The following is a 14,003-nucleotide window of genomic DNA, read 5'->3' as shown; positions in this document are numbered from 1 at the left end:
ATGTAAAAATTGTAAGAAGGTTAGTGGAACATTGATTTGTCAGATAAAATATGAGTAGGGAGGGGATTGGAATTAACTTAACGGTCAAAATTTTAGGAGTATTTTCAGGTCTTTTTAGTATTTGTTTATGGATTATCCTTAATTACTTTACTATTTATTCTAGTCCAACTAACTACGATACTAAGCTAATAACATTTTTACTGTTATTTCTTCCTGCATGCTTAGCTATCAGCGCAACTCTAAGATTCCAAAAGAGCTTAATGTTGCTTGCATTTTTAAGTTCATTACCAATTAGCTTATATTTAGTCGGAACGCCTGGGATTTTTGCTTTGTTTGGGGTCACTAATGTTTCTTATTTGATTTGTTTTTTATTGATGAAAGTAGCCAAGTAGCATTAGAAAAGGAGAGTACAATGTACACAATTGGTCAAGTAGCAAAGTTTTTAGGTATAACAAGAGATACGTTAAAATTCTATGAGGAAAAGGAATTAGTAAAGCCTCAGCAAGACATTGAGAATGGGTATAGAAAGTATAATCATTTTGATATATATGATATTACAACAATCAATTTCTATCGAGAAATGGATATTGAAATAAAAAAAATCCAGGAATTAAGAAAAAGTAAGAGTGTAGACGGAATACAGTCATTATTAGAAGAAAAAGAACAAGATATTTTAGAGGAAATTGAATATAAAAGGCTTCTTTTGAAAAAGCTTCAGAAGGTAAAAGAGGATTGTAAAAAAGTAAAACAATTCTTAGGAGAATATACGCTAAAAGAAATGAAGCCTTTAGAAATAAAAGGAGAATTAGAACATTTCACTGATTATGATGAATACGAAATTTTAAGAAAGAAAACAGATCGCTTAAAACAAGCAGTTACCTTAACTTCTTTAAGAAGAGTCATTCGATTCAATGAAGAAGGTATTATAGGAGAGAAGTTTATCATTGTAAGTAATGTAGAAGACAATCATCAAGAAATAGAAGGGGAAATTCTATCTCATCTAAAATGTCTTTACACTGTTATTGAAGATGGAAGATGGTCAACTGGAGGAAAAAATATTGATCATACCGTGGAAGATCGTTTAAGAAAAGCAGTAGTAGAAAAGGGATATGAGTTTTTAGGATTAGTGTATGTGAATATCTTACTCACCACCTATGAAGAGGGGCTTGAACGTATCTTTTTAGAAATCTATGCACCTATCAAATAATGCAATATGTATTGACCTGAGTCTAACTCCTAGGTTTACACTTATTTTGAAGGTATTAATTCAAAATGAGGATTGGTTCAGATGAGAAAAAAATTAAAAAGACCGATAGCAAGTTTTATTCTATTAACAAATTTGATTTTTTGGCCACTTTTTTTATTAGTGGTAGCTACTAAATTGTTAGGGCTACCTAACATAGTATTTGATTTCATGCTATGCGTATCATCTTGGTCGTCGACTTTTGCGTTTGTTATACTCTTTAGAAAAATGTATCCTGGGCAAAGTTTGATTGCGTATGTAAAAACGCAATTTAAAAATCGACTTCATTTTTCAATCATAACTGTAGTCGTTAGCATACAAGTCTTCGTAGCTATAGTAGTACTAGTTATAATGGCATCTGAAAATGACGGGTTAAGCTCTAGTTTTACCATTTCATCATTTGGAATGCTGGTATATTTATTTTTTAAAAACTCATTGGCGGGTCCGTTAGGTGAAGAATTGGGTTGGAGAGGATTTGCCTTGAATGAACTTCAAAAGAGATATTCACCATTAAGCGCATCAGTCATACTAGGTTTTTGGTGGGGATTATGGCATTTTCCAGTCTGGTTTACTACAGGATTCATAGGGGTTAATCTAATAAACTATATAGTCTTTTTTATGGTTGCTATAATATCAATCAGTATTATTATTACAGCATTTTACAACTTGAATAAAAATTTAGTTATTCCTATCATAATACATCTATTCTTTAATTTTTTTATCGGTTTGATTGGTGGAAATGCAATTGAACTAATCAAATACAATGCCATTTTATATGCTGTAGTGGCACTTATATTAATCGTTTTAAATCCTAAGAAAGTATTATTTGGGAAGAAAGAGACAAGCAGTGTAAAGAGTTCCCTTCAATTAGAAGTAAAAAAATAAATAAAAAAGGACGATAACATGTTAACGTAAGTTCATATTATCGGCCTTTTCCACTTTCTAATAACTGTAACTACAATCGCAAGAAGAAATACGATGAGACTATTGATGATTAAATAGTAGCCAAGTTGAAATCCGTAAAAAATCGCAAAGGCATCATTGAGGATGAATAGTGCTAATACTCCTCCAAAACCACCTAAAACGAAAGCAAGAATGAGTATGGTAAATGCAGATAAATAAAGGTTTTTCTTCTTTTTGAAAATGAAAAATGCAATGATGTTCGAAGCAATGATAAAAACGCCCATCAATGGCAATAAAATAGTTTCCACTTCATTCCCCCGTTCTTATAATATATTATACTCGTAATTTACAAATTTTGTAATGTGTCATTAAGTTACCTCCTGAATAAAAATTTTTACAGACAATAAAACAGAAATATATAGCGATTGAGGGCTTAGAACGATAAAAAGAAACTCTAATTATTCAATCAGAGTTTCTTAAGGCCGTTGAGAAAGTTGTTTTTAATGTCTCAATTACTGACCAGTTTTTTAGATTTATAGTTGTAACACAAAATCGAACATTTAATGATTTTTCTTTTTAATTTCTTTCTCTTTTTTATTATCCGAAATCCACATTCCGGCTACATATCCAATTATGGTTAAAGGAACCACAACCATTAAATACAGCCCTGTCGTTATACTTGGATTAGTCCAAAGGGGATAATTAATACCCTCCTCTTGCTTCACCTGAATACGTAATTCGATGAATAAATAAAGCGACAGGAAGGAGAGGGTGATAGCCGGCAAGTACGGTATCCATCTTTTGTTAAGAAACACTTTATGAAATTTGAACACTAAAATAATTAGTACATAAATAATCAAAAACCAAATTAAAGCCATTTTTCTACCTCAATTATTCACTAAATGAATTTGTTTTAGTTTAGCACTTTCCCATTACTAGCTCCAAAAATTCGCTCGACTGCAAACAAACATAAGAAGAAAGTACCGTATGCGAAGGATTTAGAGATAGATCCAGTACTTCACATCACTGGGAAAAACAAGGAAAGGATATTAAAGCTAAATCAATTATTATATATGAGAAATAATGGTTGATAGAAAAAAAGAGAGGGTTGAACACGACGGTATATGTGTTTAATCTTCTCCTTTGTCATGTAGCAATTACAGCGATAAATTAAGAAATTCAATAAAATTTCCACAGACTACTGAAATAGTCTTGACTTATTCAGACTACCGGAGTAGTATAAACTTACAGTAAATTATTGCAATAGTCTACTTATGTAAGGAGTACGCGCGTATGGAAATTAAATTATTTGATTCAGAATTACAGGTTATGAATGTTTTATGGGAAGAAGGGGATTTGACAGCCAAACAAATCTCTCAAATATTGAATGAACAAATTGGCTGGAATAAAAATACGACGTATACAGTCATCAAGAAATGTATCAAAAAGGGCGCAATTGAAAGAGTTGAACCGAATTTTGTTTGTCATCCTCTCATTGCCAAGGAGCAAATCCAAGAGCAAGAAACAACCGAATTGATTGATAAAATGTTTGATGGTTCAACATCTTTACTGTTTGCCTCTTTATTAGACCAAAAAAAATTATCATCTAGTGAAATTGATAAATTAAAACAAATTGTCAAAGATCTTGAGTGAGGAATACAACATGAATATTATACGCATGAGTTTAGACGCTTCGATTCTACTTGTTGTTGTCATATTGGTGAGGTTTTTAGTCATCAATAAGCTACCAAGAGTAACGTTTTTACTTCTTTGGGGCATTGTTGCCTTAAAGCTGACCATTCCCTATTCTTTCTATTCAAGATTTGATGTTCAGTCATTGCTGCACAATTTGTTTGCTTATTTCACGAATGTAGAGGGTTCTAGCCATATACAAGGTGCTGTTCAAGGTTCTCAAACGCCAAATCCCTTGTACAGTCAGCTTCTACTGTTGATGAAGAGTGATATGGTTCTAGCCATATGGTTACTTGGTGCTATCACGGTTTCTTTATTCTTTGTCGTATCTTATGTTAGATCATATAGGGAATTTCAAGCCGCAGTCCCAATCAAGAATAATGCTTATCTGAATGAATGGCTGCGAAAGCATAAGCTAAAGAGAAGCATTCAAATCTCTGTATCCGATAGAATTACATCACCTTTAACATACAAGCTGTTTAAACCAGTGATAATTTTTCCAAAATCAACAGATTGGAGCGATGAAAAAAGCATTCAATTTGTGTTGGCACACGAATATGTTCACATTAAGCGATGGGATGTATTGTGGAAAGTGCTATTGACGGCTGTTTTAGCGCTGCATTGGTTTAATCCTCTTGTGTGGGTAATGTATTTTATCGTCAATCGAGATATGGAACTGTCCTGTGATGAAAGAGTCATTCGACGATTTGGAGAGGAAGCGAAATCAGAATATGCTTTATCGCTTATAAATATGGCTGCAAAAACCCAGCAAATAAGCCCTCTCTGTAATAGTTTCAGTAAAAACGGAATTGAAGAAAGGATTGTATCCATCATGAAATTAAAGAAAACATCGATTTTAGGAGTAGCCCTTGCAGGTGCATTAGTAGTTGGAGGTATTACTATTTTTGCGACAACTGGACAAGCTTCAGAAGTGCCGAAAGAAAACATCAAACAGGTAGAGAAGCCAACTAATCAAACGATTAATCAAGATGTAAAATTACAGAGCGAAGAACAACATTCAGTTAAAATAAATGGGAAAGAAGTGAAAGGTGAAACAATTGAACCTCTCCTAGTAGAAACAACGGAAGGTGATTTTGAAATCTCTAAAAAGGGAAATATCATTACTATTAATGATGCATCAAATAAAGAGGTTATAACAGAGAGCCCTGGTGATTATCATTTAATAGCAGATACAGAGTCCAAATAAACCATTAAAAGAAGTAGCTTTACATGGGAACTGACATAAGTCAGTTCTTTTTTGTCCGTCGGGAAATTGAAAAAAACAAGTTATCCATGCAAGAACCATCAAGCATAGAATGATGATAAAACAATCAATCAAGTTATGCTAATAAGTATTATAGTTTTAAAAGTGTTCATAATATAATAATTCATCATATTAAATCAGAAAATTATCTATTAAAATAAAAATTGAATATGTATAATGAAATCGTAAATTTAGTTAGATTTTACTATGTCTATGAAGCAAGTTTAAGAATAATTGATATTGCAGGTGTTATTGTTAAATTTTGCACACTAATGTAAAGATTAATTTTATTAATATAATTGGTTACTCAATAGTTAAAGAATAATCAATTATGTAGACGTAGGAGGAAGTAATTTGAATGTAGATAGAATAATAGAACAAAATACTAGTTTTCGTAATGCACTTATAGATATTCTTCGCTTTAAAGACTCTGTACCAGAGTACGCTCTTCAAGAGATTATTGAACTCGCTAAAAAAGTACTTCATGAAAATCAGTCATGTATAACTGTTCTTAAACAAATCAACGGTGTTGGCCCCATTTACAAACTAGAAGTATGTCAAAATAGTTTAGAAGTGATCGAGCAAGAAGTTATTGAGAGGATTCCTTCTGAATGGTCTGTTGAAGAATTCTGTACTTTATTAGCTAAAGGTAATAGTTTAGAAATTACTATAACAAAACCACGATAGTTGGAATATATTTTATTATCTAATCGTTGCTACTAGTCATCATATTTGTTATTTTAATCGTAAATTTACTTTATTAATCTTTTCATTACTATTTTTTGCACAAAATGTGAAACTACATAATGAAATTAAACCTTTGATAGTTATTAGAAAAACAGTTCATACTAGGTGTCTGTCTTTTAATTCAATAATTTCAAAGGTTTTTTTTTGTGGCTTAAACGAAAAGAAAGGGAAAAATATCCAAAATTTTAAAAATACTGTCTTGAAATAACAAATAACAAAATATTTTAAAAAATTATTTGAAATACATTTTATATAGAAGTACCTTATCAATGAAGGGAGGAATAAAAGATGAAAATGACTATTGAAGAAATTGCTGAATCAAAGATTGCTTATTTTCGTAGTGTTGGAGAATATGGTGGCAAACAAAATAAAGAACGGATGGAATCCTTTAAAGAGTGGGCGCAGGTGAATGGTGTATTAGATGATTCGACTATTTTAGGTATACCTCAAGATAACCCGAATATTACGCCTAAAGAAGAGTGTCGTTATGACGTTTGCGTGATGATAAATCAGGATTTTAAGGTGACAGAACCAGCTCAACTGGGTACATTCTCTGGTGGAAAGTACGCTGTTTTCCTGCTCGATCATACAAAAGAAGCAATCAACGAATTTTGGGGCAATCTTTTTGGCGAAATTGAAAAAAAAATTTATCAATGAAAAAGCAACCAGTTGTAGAAAGATATACTTCGCACATGATTGATAATCATTTGTGTGAAATATTAGTGCCTATTGAGTAATAAACTGCTTAAGAGACTGTAAATGGAAAAGTGGTGTAGGGTATGAAAAAGTTTGAATATAAATGTGTATCCATTTTAGGTGGAGAAGAAAGGACTTCAAGAATACTTAACGAATATGGGCAACAAGGTTGGGAATTAGTAAGTACGTGGTGGATTTGGCATTATTTCAAAAGAGAAATACAGGATTAGAGTACACAAAAGATAGGAGCTATGGTTGGCTCCTATCTTTTGTGCAGCTATAAGAGGAAACTAGCTATATAACAAAAAACGGCGTATATATATATTAAGATTGGAAATTATTAATCATATAAAATCTAATTTAGTTTGATATTGATTTGTAAACTTTATGTTATGTATGATTTTTCATGTATTATACATATAAAATCAGTTACCGGGATAGTTGTTATCCTGTTAGGGATAGTAATGGTGGATTTTTTAATCTAACTGCCCATCAATTTCGAAGAACATTAGCTACAGATATGATATCCAAGGGAATTGAGTTACAAGCTGTTAAAGACCTTTTAAGACATTCAAATGCAAAAGTTACCTGGCAACATTACTCGGAGGTTAAAGATCAAGAAAGGATACGAATTTTCAATAATATCAGAATAATCGGTAAGGATCAAATAAAACAACTAAAAGAAGAATCTAAATGTAGCAATGCTTTTAAAGTTGTTTAATTTATTATCAAGACCTAAATTGTAAAAAGTCAAAAAAATAAAAAGTGATACATATTAGACATGAGACTAATATATATCGCCCTTTTACTTCATGTTCAACAATTGCTCCCTTTTTTCGAAGAACTTAGACTTAAAATCAATTAATTCTTCTTTCGCTAACACACCCGTTTATTTAAGTACATTTATTCACAAACTTATACTGTTTAATTCATTACAGAAATGCTGCCCCGATAGTGAAATAAGATTTGTTAAACAAGTTTATTATCTCTGCACATTTTTTTTATGTGGCTACGGTACAAGGGGAGAATATTCGTATTTAAGATAACTATTAGTAACATCCTGTGGTGTGATCTGAAATTTGACCATTGTGGCATTCCTAATTAATTCTACATCTTTTTCTGGATGAAAGTCTTTACCTTTTTTAGTTAAGATGTTAAAGAATCTCTTCTGATATTGATAAATTATAAAATCATCATATCCATTTATTTTCTCCACTTTTGATTGAGCATAAAGTTTCTCTATTTCTCTTTTGAAATCCGCAGTGGTATATATGACTTTATCATTTTTTTTAAAGGTACACTGAGCAGTATCTATAACCGTTTTTATAGGCAATTCACTCTGAAATGTAAAAATATCCGAATTTACTTGAAAATGAATAGATATGTTGGTTCTGTCTAATTGACTTTGAAAAACTTTTTGAAGGGTAAATCTATAATCCTTACTTATACTATTTAATACAAAAAAGTATTCAAAAGTAGTGTATTCTTTATCTATCGTTTTTTCTACTTCAATATCAATATTCCCTTTTTTGACTTGCACATCTCGTATAGAAAACATTTTATTAAATGTATGTGCATTTCCCATGACGACCTCAAAAGCTTTCTTCACCAATACAGCATTTTCGCTTTGAGAAATAGAGATGAATCCTACTAATATTAATACTAGAAAAAGGAGTATAAAACGAATATAATTCCTCATAGCAAAGCTCTCTTTCAATGTTGTTATTCTGTAATAATTTAATTTTAATTATAAATTTAGAGTATAGTTTGATATTACTTTGTCAAAGTAGAGGAATCGAAATAAAAAAACAGCTCGATTATTTTTTCCTATTAAACTATCCTGCTCCGTTAGCTGCATAAGAAAAGGAACTGCATTTACAGTTCCTTAATGTATTAAAGCACCCAATAATTTATTGTATCTATTTACAAAATTAGTTGGATTAGCATAACAAATCTAACCAACAAAAATATTCTTAATCAAAATGTAGAAAGCTGTTCAGAAAAAAGGTATAAATTAAGAGTGACAAATGCCACTAAACTGACCGTAATTCTCTCCAATTCATAGTAATCTTTGCAAATGCTTCAAAACGTATTTAAAATGAGTAAAAAAATTTTAAAAACTCTATATAACGAATACATAGCAGAGGGTAATGAAGTAGGGTTTCATGTTGTTTTCTAAAATAAAAAAGAAAAAATTTGTTAATTGTTGATTTGAAATAAAATGATGTTTATAAAAGCACGATACTTTTGCCTTGGAATAATCTCTAAGGCTTGTTTTATTTGGCTAAACCACATAATAACTCGTGAATAAGGAAACACAAGGGTGATTTTGCAAAAAAAGGATGCATCTTAAATTATTGAAGCATCCAACATACCTAACAGATAGGTTTGATAAATTTTACTGTATTCTTTTGGCGTGATATTGAATTTTTTACACACTGCATCCACTATGATTAAAGAATCATTTGAAGGGTCGTAGTATTTACCAAAGTGTGTAACTAAATTAAAAAAGCTAGTAGCATATTCAAGTATCTCTTTATCACTTTTTTCTGGTAAGTCAGCCAAGTATTTGTTCCTCTGTTGTTTGAACATACAAGAAGTATATGTTTTCTTACCGTTGCAATAGAAGGTACTTACACTCTTTGTAAATGCATTTCCATTTGGTACAACATTAGTGAAGTAGTAGTTATTGACAGAAGATTTAGCACTTAACTTTACTTTGGAATTTTTCATGTGAGAATTGGCACTAGTATTGCGCATATAGTATCGAATTTGCTTATGGAAGTATTCTAAGATACAAAATTGTTTGATGACATTGAGTTCGTCATATGCATCATTAAGATTGAGATCAAGGTTAATAGTATCTGTCTTTATGTCATATTGAGCATTAGCATTTTTAATATGATCTTTAAATGTGACAGAGTCTTTTACACTTAATGTTGTTTCTTTTAAAACTTGCACTTCTTTAGAAAGATGTCTAAAGTACCAAAACGCTAATATAATAGCAGAAATTCCTATTATTGATAGAATCGTCTTTTTTCTCATAACACCTAACCCTTTTTAACTTAATTCGAGATTAAAGATTATATCAAAATTAATAAAAATTTAAACAATAAAAATTTGGAAAAGTAGTGCTACTAATTCAAAAATCTGAAGGGGAAAAAATGATGGATAAGTTACTAAAAGAAATTTTAAGTTGGCACTGTATGACAGGTGAACAGATTGTTATTGGCATTTCAGGGCATGGAGCATATGGAGAAACAGAATTAATAAGAAGGTCTACTCGTGATATTGTTGAAAGAGGGGTCGATATCAATTATTTAAGGCAATCTCATGATGAACGTCGAATTCAGTTCGAAATATATATGCACCCGTATAGTCGGCATTTTGATATTATTATCAAAAATACCGATGAAATCATATGTTTTGAGAAAAATGCATTTTCGTTTGGAGTTTAAATTTTATTTGATAGCTTTATGAAAAAGATAAAAGCAGTGTGATTTCGCATATGAAATCCACTGCTTTTATAGTTGTTGTTATATGTGTTTTATACCCGTGGTTACCCCGAAAGAAAACGATTTACTTTATTCTAAGGCTTATTTTTATTTAAGATCACAAGTTTACTCCCATTTTTTATAGTTGCTGTATACCTTCCATGTAGAGTTTGGCTCTTTTTTCAAGTATATCGTGTACCATAGAGGTTGTTGCAGTCCGTCCCTCTTGAAGTATTGGGTTATTTCGATATATTGGACATTATTTTTTGTATAGAAAACATGCGTTGGCTTTTTATCCTGATTTTTTAAATACCAGTCAAATGGCGTTAGGATAAATGTGCGATAATCAGTTCCCTTGACTCTATATAATGGATTTCCCTTTGAATCTTTGCGGAAGGACATCATTTCCACTTTGAAATACTGGTTAATATAGTCTGTTGTGAAAGCAGGAGACATAGCTTTATAGAATTGTTGTTTGGTTAAGTCTTTATAAATGGTGCTTTGTTCCACGCCCCAAACTTTGTCATGGATTAGCTTCACGCTATAAAGGGAAGTAGTATGGTAGAACCTTACATAGTCGGCTGATACAAAGGCTTTCTTATTGTTGTATCTGATTTCGTGCCAGCCATTTTGCGTTGAATAGACTTTTACATTGTCGCTTCGTTTCAGTGATCCTACTACTTTTGCCTTGCTGCTCGCACCGTCACGGACTTGAAGGCTTCCTGACCTAATATCAACTACACCATTTTTGACAGTTGCAGCACTTGCTTCGCTCGCTATACTTGTCGTGAAAAGTACTGAAAGCAATAGAATGAAAGAAAGCGAGAACTTAAGAAGTTTTGTTTTCAAAATAATCCCTCCTACAATGATTACATTCTTAATATGTATTTTTTATTGAATATCTCGTATTCTGTAATAATTGTATCTTATTTGTAACATAAATGTAATATATAAAAATAGAATGAATATTTAGTAATGATTCCTTTTTGTAAGTTTCATTTTTTGATAGGTCTATTAGATGTTTATTTATAGTACGAACGGTTTGGTTTAGGTTACGAAGGGTTTATGTGTATGTCTAAGGAATTATTGTTATTAGACAATTGCCATTTGAGGTGAGGATATTGAGAGACGATTTGATTATAGAACGATTATATAGAGTAGAAGAAAAATGATCATCACTTTTCACTCTCATTTTTCTTATCTTTTTCTAGTAATTCAATAATCGTATCAAGCTTTTCTTCTATTGACTTGGAATTGCTAGAGTGACTTTTGTACGTAAACAAAGATTTAATAGCAAAATAAATAGTAAAAATAAGCATGAGTAAGAAAATTAAAGAAAATACTTGGAAAGCTATATCTCCTAAATTCATTTTGTAAATATCCCCTTTTTTAGCTTAGTATACCATATTCATTAGGTGAGAATTTATTCGCTACAATTGTTGCTGTCTTTGTGCATGCTCACTTTTTATCATTCTATGGACTCGTATTGAACTTTGTAAACATTTTCTGATTTTTCTATTTGAAAATAGCAAAATAATATATACTAGAATATAGATTTCCGAAAATTCCTGAAAAGAACTTCGTCGTTATAATATGAAAGATGGATGGAATCTATATGAATTTTGAAGAATTAGCAAGAGAAAGACGTTCAGCTGTTAAGTTTATCGAGGGTGTACAAATTCCGGATGAAGATTTAAATAAAATATTTGAATTAACAAAGCTTTCACCGTCATGTTTTAATCTTCAGCATACGAACTATCTTGTAATTAGAGATGAAGAAAGAAAAGAAAAAATTAGAGAACACGCTTTTGGCCAATATAAAATTAAAACAGCGTCAGCAGTGATTGTTGTTTTTGGTGATAAGCATGCATATAAAAATGTAGAAAACATATACAGTGGCATGAAAATGTTAAAGATGATTGACGAGTGCGAGTATAAAGAAATGATCGAACAAACAAATACTTTGTACGAGGGTAAGGGTGAAAGATTTCAAGAGGATGAAGCAATAAGAAACGCTTCTATTCATGCAATGAATTTCATGTATGCTGCTAAATATTATGGTTGGGATACTTGTCCAATGGTAGGTTTTGATGAAAATGCTGTACATAAAGAATTAAATGCACTGAATCATTTGATTCCTGTTCTTTTGATTGCGATAGGAAAATCTGATAATAGTAAAATTAGACAAAGAGGATATAGAAAACCAATTAGTGAATTTGTTAAAAATGAATCTTTTTAATTACTTCCCTCTGCTTTTTTAAAAAGCATAAGAAAAGACAAAAGAGGTATAGAAAAGCGACTCGTGTTTCTATACCTCTTTTTTGGTGTGGAGATTATTTCATCTGTATTTGAATGGTCTCTTTGTTTGGAATTAATCAGTCTGTTTATTTTGCAATATTTCTAGATATTTCTCGAAATTGTCGTTGAATCTATACAGTTCGTTATTTATACCCCCATTAGAGTTAGAGATGCTTGATTCTCTGATGGCGGTAGCGAGAGTATTTAAAGAGAATGAAATAGTGAGGATTAAAATAATTAAAACAATCATTAAGCCACGAAATTGATTTTGATTCACTGAATGTAGCTTCTGAAATGTTTTACTAAATTATACCAAATGGGATAAGTGCTTTTATGAGATGAATCAATATAATTTCATGAAGGAGGTTTAGTAATGCATCATTGGAGATTCGATAATGGTTCTAAAAGGAAACTAAGAGGAATAAAGAGAAGGTATGCATCATTAGTGGATGATAGCATTGAACTAACGGAAAGACTGGTTTGTTGGTGAATTATAATAGAGTAAGAATTATTTCAACTAATAGGGAGTCGTTTCTAATTAGGTAGCTATAGGTAATGAATGATGGCATTGTTTGAGCTTAATCAAACAGGGAAAATAATGATTATGCTGTGTAGTATTAAATGGAGGTTATACAAATGACCGATAAAACAATTGTTATAGGCACTGAAACAAAGTACCCACTTAATGGAATATTAACTATCCCTGATATAAATAATGAATTGCTTCCTGCAGTTGTATTAGTCCACGGATCAGGTCCATCTGATATGGACGAAAAAATCGGCAATAATACCCCTTTTAAAGACCTTGCTGAAGGTTTGGCGGAAATAGGAATTGCTGTGCTACGTTATGATAAGAGAACATTTGTGTATGGGAAGGAAATGATAAACGATACTGGATTATCAGTAAAAGAAGAAACCATTGAAGATGCCATTCTCGCAAAGGACTTCTTGCAAAAAGACCCACGTATTGATTCAAATAAGATTTTTATTGTAGGTCATAGTTTAGGAGGAATGTTAGCTCCTCGAATTGATGCAGAAGGCGGAGATTTTGCAGGAATAGTAATTATGGGCGGGTCTCCTCGTAAGTTTGAAGAAATTATCATGGACCAAAACAATGCTGTTTTAAATTCGCTCAATAAGTTTTTGAAAATCATTGCTAGGAAACAAATCGAAGCATTATCATCTAAGTTTGACAATATCTACAATATAAGTGATGAAGAAGCAAAAACGATTCCGGTTTTGGGAAAAAGCTGTAGAGCGTATTACTTAAAAGAAATGGGTCAACATCCATCGATTGATTATTTAAAGGTGCTAGACAAGCCCGTGTTCATATTACAAGGAGATAAAGACTTCCAAGTATCGGTGGAAAAAGATTTCAATGGATACAAAGAAATTTTAGGAGATAAGCCGAATATATCTTTCAAATTATATCCGAACTTAAATCATTTATTTATGCCTTCTGTTTTTGGAGAAATACGAAAAGCAAAAAAAGAATACGAAGTTGCTCAGCATTTAGATAAACAAGTTGTGAAAGACATTTCTGATTGGATACTTTCCATTTAAATTGTTCTATCCTTTGACAGTAATAAAATAAATCAGAAGGTAAGAGATGGCTATCATTTAGATAGCTTTTCCTTATTAAGTAAGAATGTATATCGTTTTGTGG

General features: G+C 31.3%; 15 protein-coding genes and 2 pseudogenes. 11 read left to right on the top strand and 6 right to left on the bottom strand.

The window, feature by feature from the left end; genetic code table 11:
• Positions 1 to 412 precede the first annotated feature (412 nt).
• The gene (locus TX86_RS19485) at positions 413 to 1,207 is read left to right on the top strand and encodes a MerR family transcriptional regulator (protein WP_042351458.1); all 795 of its coding nucleotides are present in this window, start codon (positions 413 to 415) and stop codon (positions 1,205 to 1,207) included.
• Positions 1,208 to 1,288: 81 nt separating this feature from the next.
• The gene (locus TX86_RS19480; RefSeq protein WP_042351456.1) at positions 1,289 to 2,128 is read left to right on the top strand and encodes a CPBP family intramembrane glutamic endopeptidase; all 840 of its coding nucleotides are present in this window, start codon (positions 1,289 to 1,291) and stop codon (positions 2,126 to 2,128) included.
• Between the two features lie 32 nt (positions 2,129 to 2,160).
• On the opposite strand, the gene TX86_RS19475 is transcribed toward TX86_RS19480, so the two are convergent.
• Together TX86_RS19475 and TX86_RS19470 are read right to left on the bottom strand one after the other, a co-directional pair.
• On the bottom strand, positions 2,161 to 2,454 hold the full coding sequence (locus tag TX86_RS19475; RefSeq protein ID WP_230203688.1) for a 3-isopropylmalate dehydrogenase: 294 nt from the start codon (positions 2,452 to 2,454) through the stop codon (positions 2,161 to 2,163).
• 252 nt (positions 2,455 to 2,706) lie between these two features.
• Positions 2,707 to 3,024 (bottom strand): hypothetical protein, encoded by a 318-nt coding sequence (locus tag TX86_RS19470; protein WP_042351455.1) that lies wholly within the window; start codon positions 3,022 to 3,024, stop codon positions 2,707 to 2,709.
• Positions 3,025 to 3,439: 415 nt separating this feature from the next.
• Between TX86_RS19470 and TX86_RS19465 the strand changes: the two genes are divergently transcribed.
• The 6 genes and pseudogenes from TX86_RS19465 (at position 3,440) to TX86_RS27645 (ending at position 7,266) form a co-directional block, all read left to right on the top strand.
• A complete protein-coding gene (locus TX86_RS19465; protein ID WP_042351454.1) occupies positions 3,440 to 3,799 on the top strand; it encodes a BlaI/MecI/CopY family transcriptional regulator in 360 nt (119 codons plus the stop codon).
• Between the two features lie 10 nt (positions 3,800 to 3,809).
• A complete protein-coding gene (locus TX86_RS19460; RefSeq protein ID WP_052343768.1) occupies positions 3,810 to 5,045 on the top strand; it encodes a M56 family metallopeptidase in 1,236 nt (411 codons plus the stop codon).
• A gap of 411 nt (positions 5,046 to 5,456) precedes the next feature.
• Positions 5,457 to 5,789, top strand: a complete 333-nt coding sequence (locus TX86_RS19455; protein WP_042351453.1) for a hypothetical protein — start codon at positions 5,457 to 5,459, stop codon at positions 5,787 to 5,789.
• Positions 5,790 to 6,137: 348 nt separating this feature from the next.
• Positions 6,138 to 6,586, top strand: a pseudogene (locus tag TX86_RS19450) (AraC family transcriptional regulator).
• Positions 6,587 to 6,628: 42 nt separating this feature from the next.
• Positions 6,629 to 6,775: a DUF4177 domain-containing protein gene (locus TX86_RS26405; RefSeq protein ID WP_081707772.1), complete on the top strand. Its 147-nt coding sequence runs from the start codon at positions 6,629 to 6,631 to the stop codon at positions 6,773 to 6,775.
• A gap of 176 nt (positions 6,776 to 6,951) precedes the next feature.
• The gene (locus TX86_RS27645) at positions 6,952 to 7,266 is read left to right on the top strand and encodes a tyrosine-type recombinase/integrase (RefSeq protein WP_042351451.1); all 315 of its coding nucleotides are present in this window, start codon (positions 6,952 to 6,954) and stop codon (positions 7,264 to 7,266) included.
• Positions 7,267 to 7,554: 288 nt separating this feature from the next.
• Here the strand turns inward: TX86_RS27645 and TX86_RS19440 are convergent, their stop codons facing one another.
• Entirely contained in the window at positions 7,555 to 8,244 is a 690-nt protein-coding gene (locus tag TX86_RS19440; protein WP_042351449.1) for a hypothetical protein, read from the bottom strand.
• Positions 8,245 to 8,894: 650 nt separating this feature from the next.
• Positions 8,895 to 9,590 carry a hypothetical protein gene (locus TX86_RS19435; protein ID WP_042351448.1) on the bottom strand — a complete coding sequence of 232 codons (696 nt, stop codon included), beginning with the start codon at positions 9,588 to 9,590 and terminating at the stop codon, positions 8,895 to 8,897.
• Positions 9,591 to 9,799: 209 nt separating this feature from the next.
• Between TX86_RS19435 and TX86_RS19430 the strand changes: the two are divergent.
• Positions 9,800 to 10,003, top strand: a pseudogene (locus tag TX86_RS19430) (phosphoribulokinase); the annotation flags it as partial.
• A 162-nt stretch (positions 10,004 to 10,165) separates the two neighbouring features.
• On the opposite strand, the gene TX86_RS19425 reads toward TX86_RS19430, so the two are convergent.
• Positions 10,166 to 10,888, bottom strand: a complete 723-nt coding sequence (locus tag TX86_RS19425; protein ID WP_042351446.1) for an SH3 domain-containing protein — start codon at positions 10,886 to 10,888, stop codon at positions 10,166 to 10,168.
• 326 nt (positions 10,889 to 11,214) lie between these two features.
• Positions 11,215 to 11,409 carry a DUF4083 family protein gene (locus tag TX86_RS19420; RefSeq protein WP_042351445.1) on the bottom strand — a complete coding sequence of 65 codons (195 nt, stop codon included), beginning with the start codon at positions 11,407 to 11,409 and terminating at the stop codon, positions 11,215 to 11,217.
• A gap of 245 nt (positions 11,410 to 11,654) precedes the next feature.
• Here TX86_RS19420 and TX86_RS19415 point away from each other — a divergent pair, with 245 nt between their 5' ends.
• Together TX86_RS19415 and TX86_RS19410 are read left to right on the top strand one after the other, a co-directional pair.
• Positions 11,655 to 12,278: a nitroreductase family protein gene (locus TX86_RS19415; RefSeq protein WP_042351444.1), complete on the top strand. Its 624-nt coding sequence runs from the start codon at positions 11,655 to 11,657 to the stop codon at positions 12,276 to 12,278.
• A 695-nt stretch (positions 12,279 to 12,973) separates the two neighbouring features.
• Positions 12,974 to 13,900, top strand: a complete 927-nt coding sequence (locus TX86_RS19410; RefSeq protein ID WP_042351442.1) for an alpha/beta hydrolase family protein — start codon at positions 12,974 to 12,976, stop codon at positions 13,898 to 13,900.
• Positions 13,901 to 14,003: the final 103 nt, after the last annotated feature.

The sequence above is a fragment of the Bacillus massiliigorillae genome, from assembly GCF_000380245.2.
In the GTDB taxonomy this organism is placed as follows: Bacteria; Bacillota; Bacilli; order Bacillales; family DSM-1321; genus Bacillus_AD; species Bacillus_AD massiliigorillae.
This window is presented reverse-complemented; position numbering and strand designations above follow the sequence as displayed.

Excerpts from the sequence above, each read along its gene's own strand:
- TX86_RS19415 (WP_042351444.1), top strand. The coding sequence starts at position 11,655 with ATGAATTTTGAAGAATTAGCAAGAGAAAGACGTTCAGCTGTTAAGTTT.
- TX86_RS19410 (WP_042351442.1), top strand. The coding sequence starts at position 12,974 with ATGACCGATAAAACAATTGTTATAGGCACTGAAACAAAGTACCCACTT.
- TX86_RS19435 (WP_042351448.1), bottom strand. The coding sequence starts at position 9,590 with ATGAGAAAAAAGACGATTCTATCAATAATAGGAATTTCTGCTATTATA.
- TX86_RS19470 (WP_042351455.1), bottom strand. The coding sequence starts at position 3,024 with ATGGCTTTAATTTGGTTTTTGATTATTTATGTACTAATTATTTTAGTG.
- TX86_RS19460 (WP_052343768.1), top strand. The coding sequence starts at position 3,810 with ATGAATATTATACGCATGAGTTTAGACGCTTCGATTCTACTTGTTGTT.
- TX86_RS19440 (WP_042351449.1), bottom strand. The coding sequence starts at position 8,244 with ATGAGGAATTATATTCGTTTTATACTCCTTTTTCTAGTATTAATATTA.
- TX86_RS19420 (WP_042351445.1), bottom strand. The coding sequence starts at position 11,409 with ATGAATTTAGGAGATATAGCTTTCCAAGTATTTTCTTTAATTTTCTTA.
- TX86_RS19485 (WP_042351458.1), top strand. The coding sequence starts at position 413 with ATGTACACAATTGGTCAAGTAGCAAAGTTTTTAGGTATAACAAGAGAT.
- TX86_RS19480 (WP_042351456.1), top strand. The coding sequence starts at position 1,289 with ATGAGAAAAAAATTAAAAAGACCGATAGCAAGTTTTATTCTATTAACA.
- TX86_RS19465 (WP_042351454.1), top strand. The coding sequence starts at position 3,440 with ATGGAAATTAAATTATTTGATTCAGAATTACAGGTTATGAATGTTTTA.
- TX86_RS26405 (WP_081707772.1), top strand. The coding sequence starts at position 6,629 with ATGAAAAAGTTTGAATATAAATGTGTATCCATTTTAGGTGGAGAAGAA.
- TX86_RS27645 (WP_042351451.1), top strand. The coding sequence starts at position 6,952 with ATGTATTATACATATAAAATCAGTTACCGGGATAGTTGTTATCCTGTT.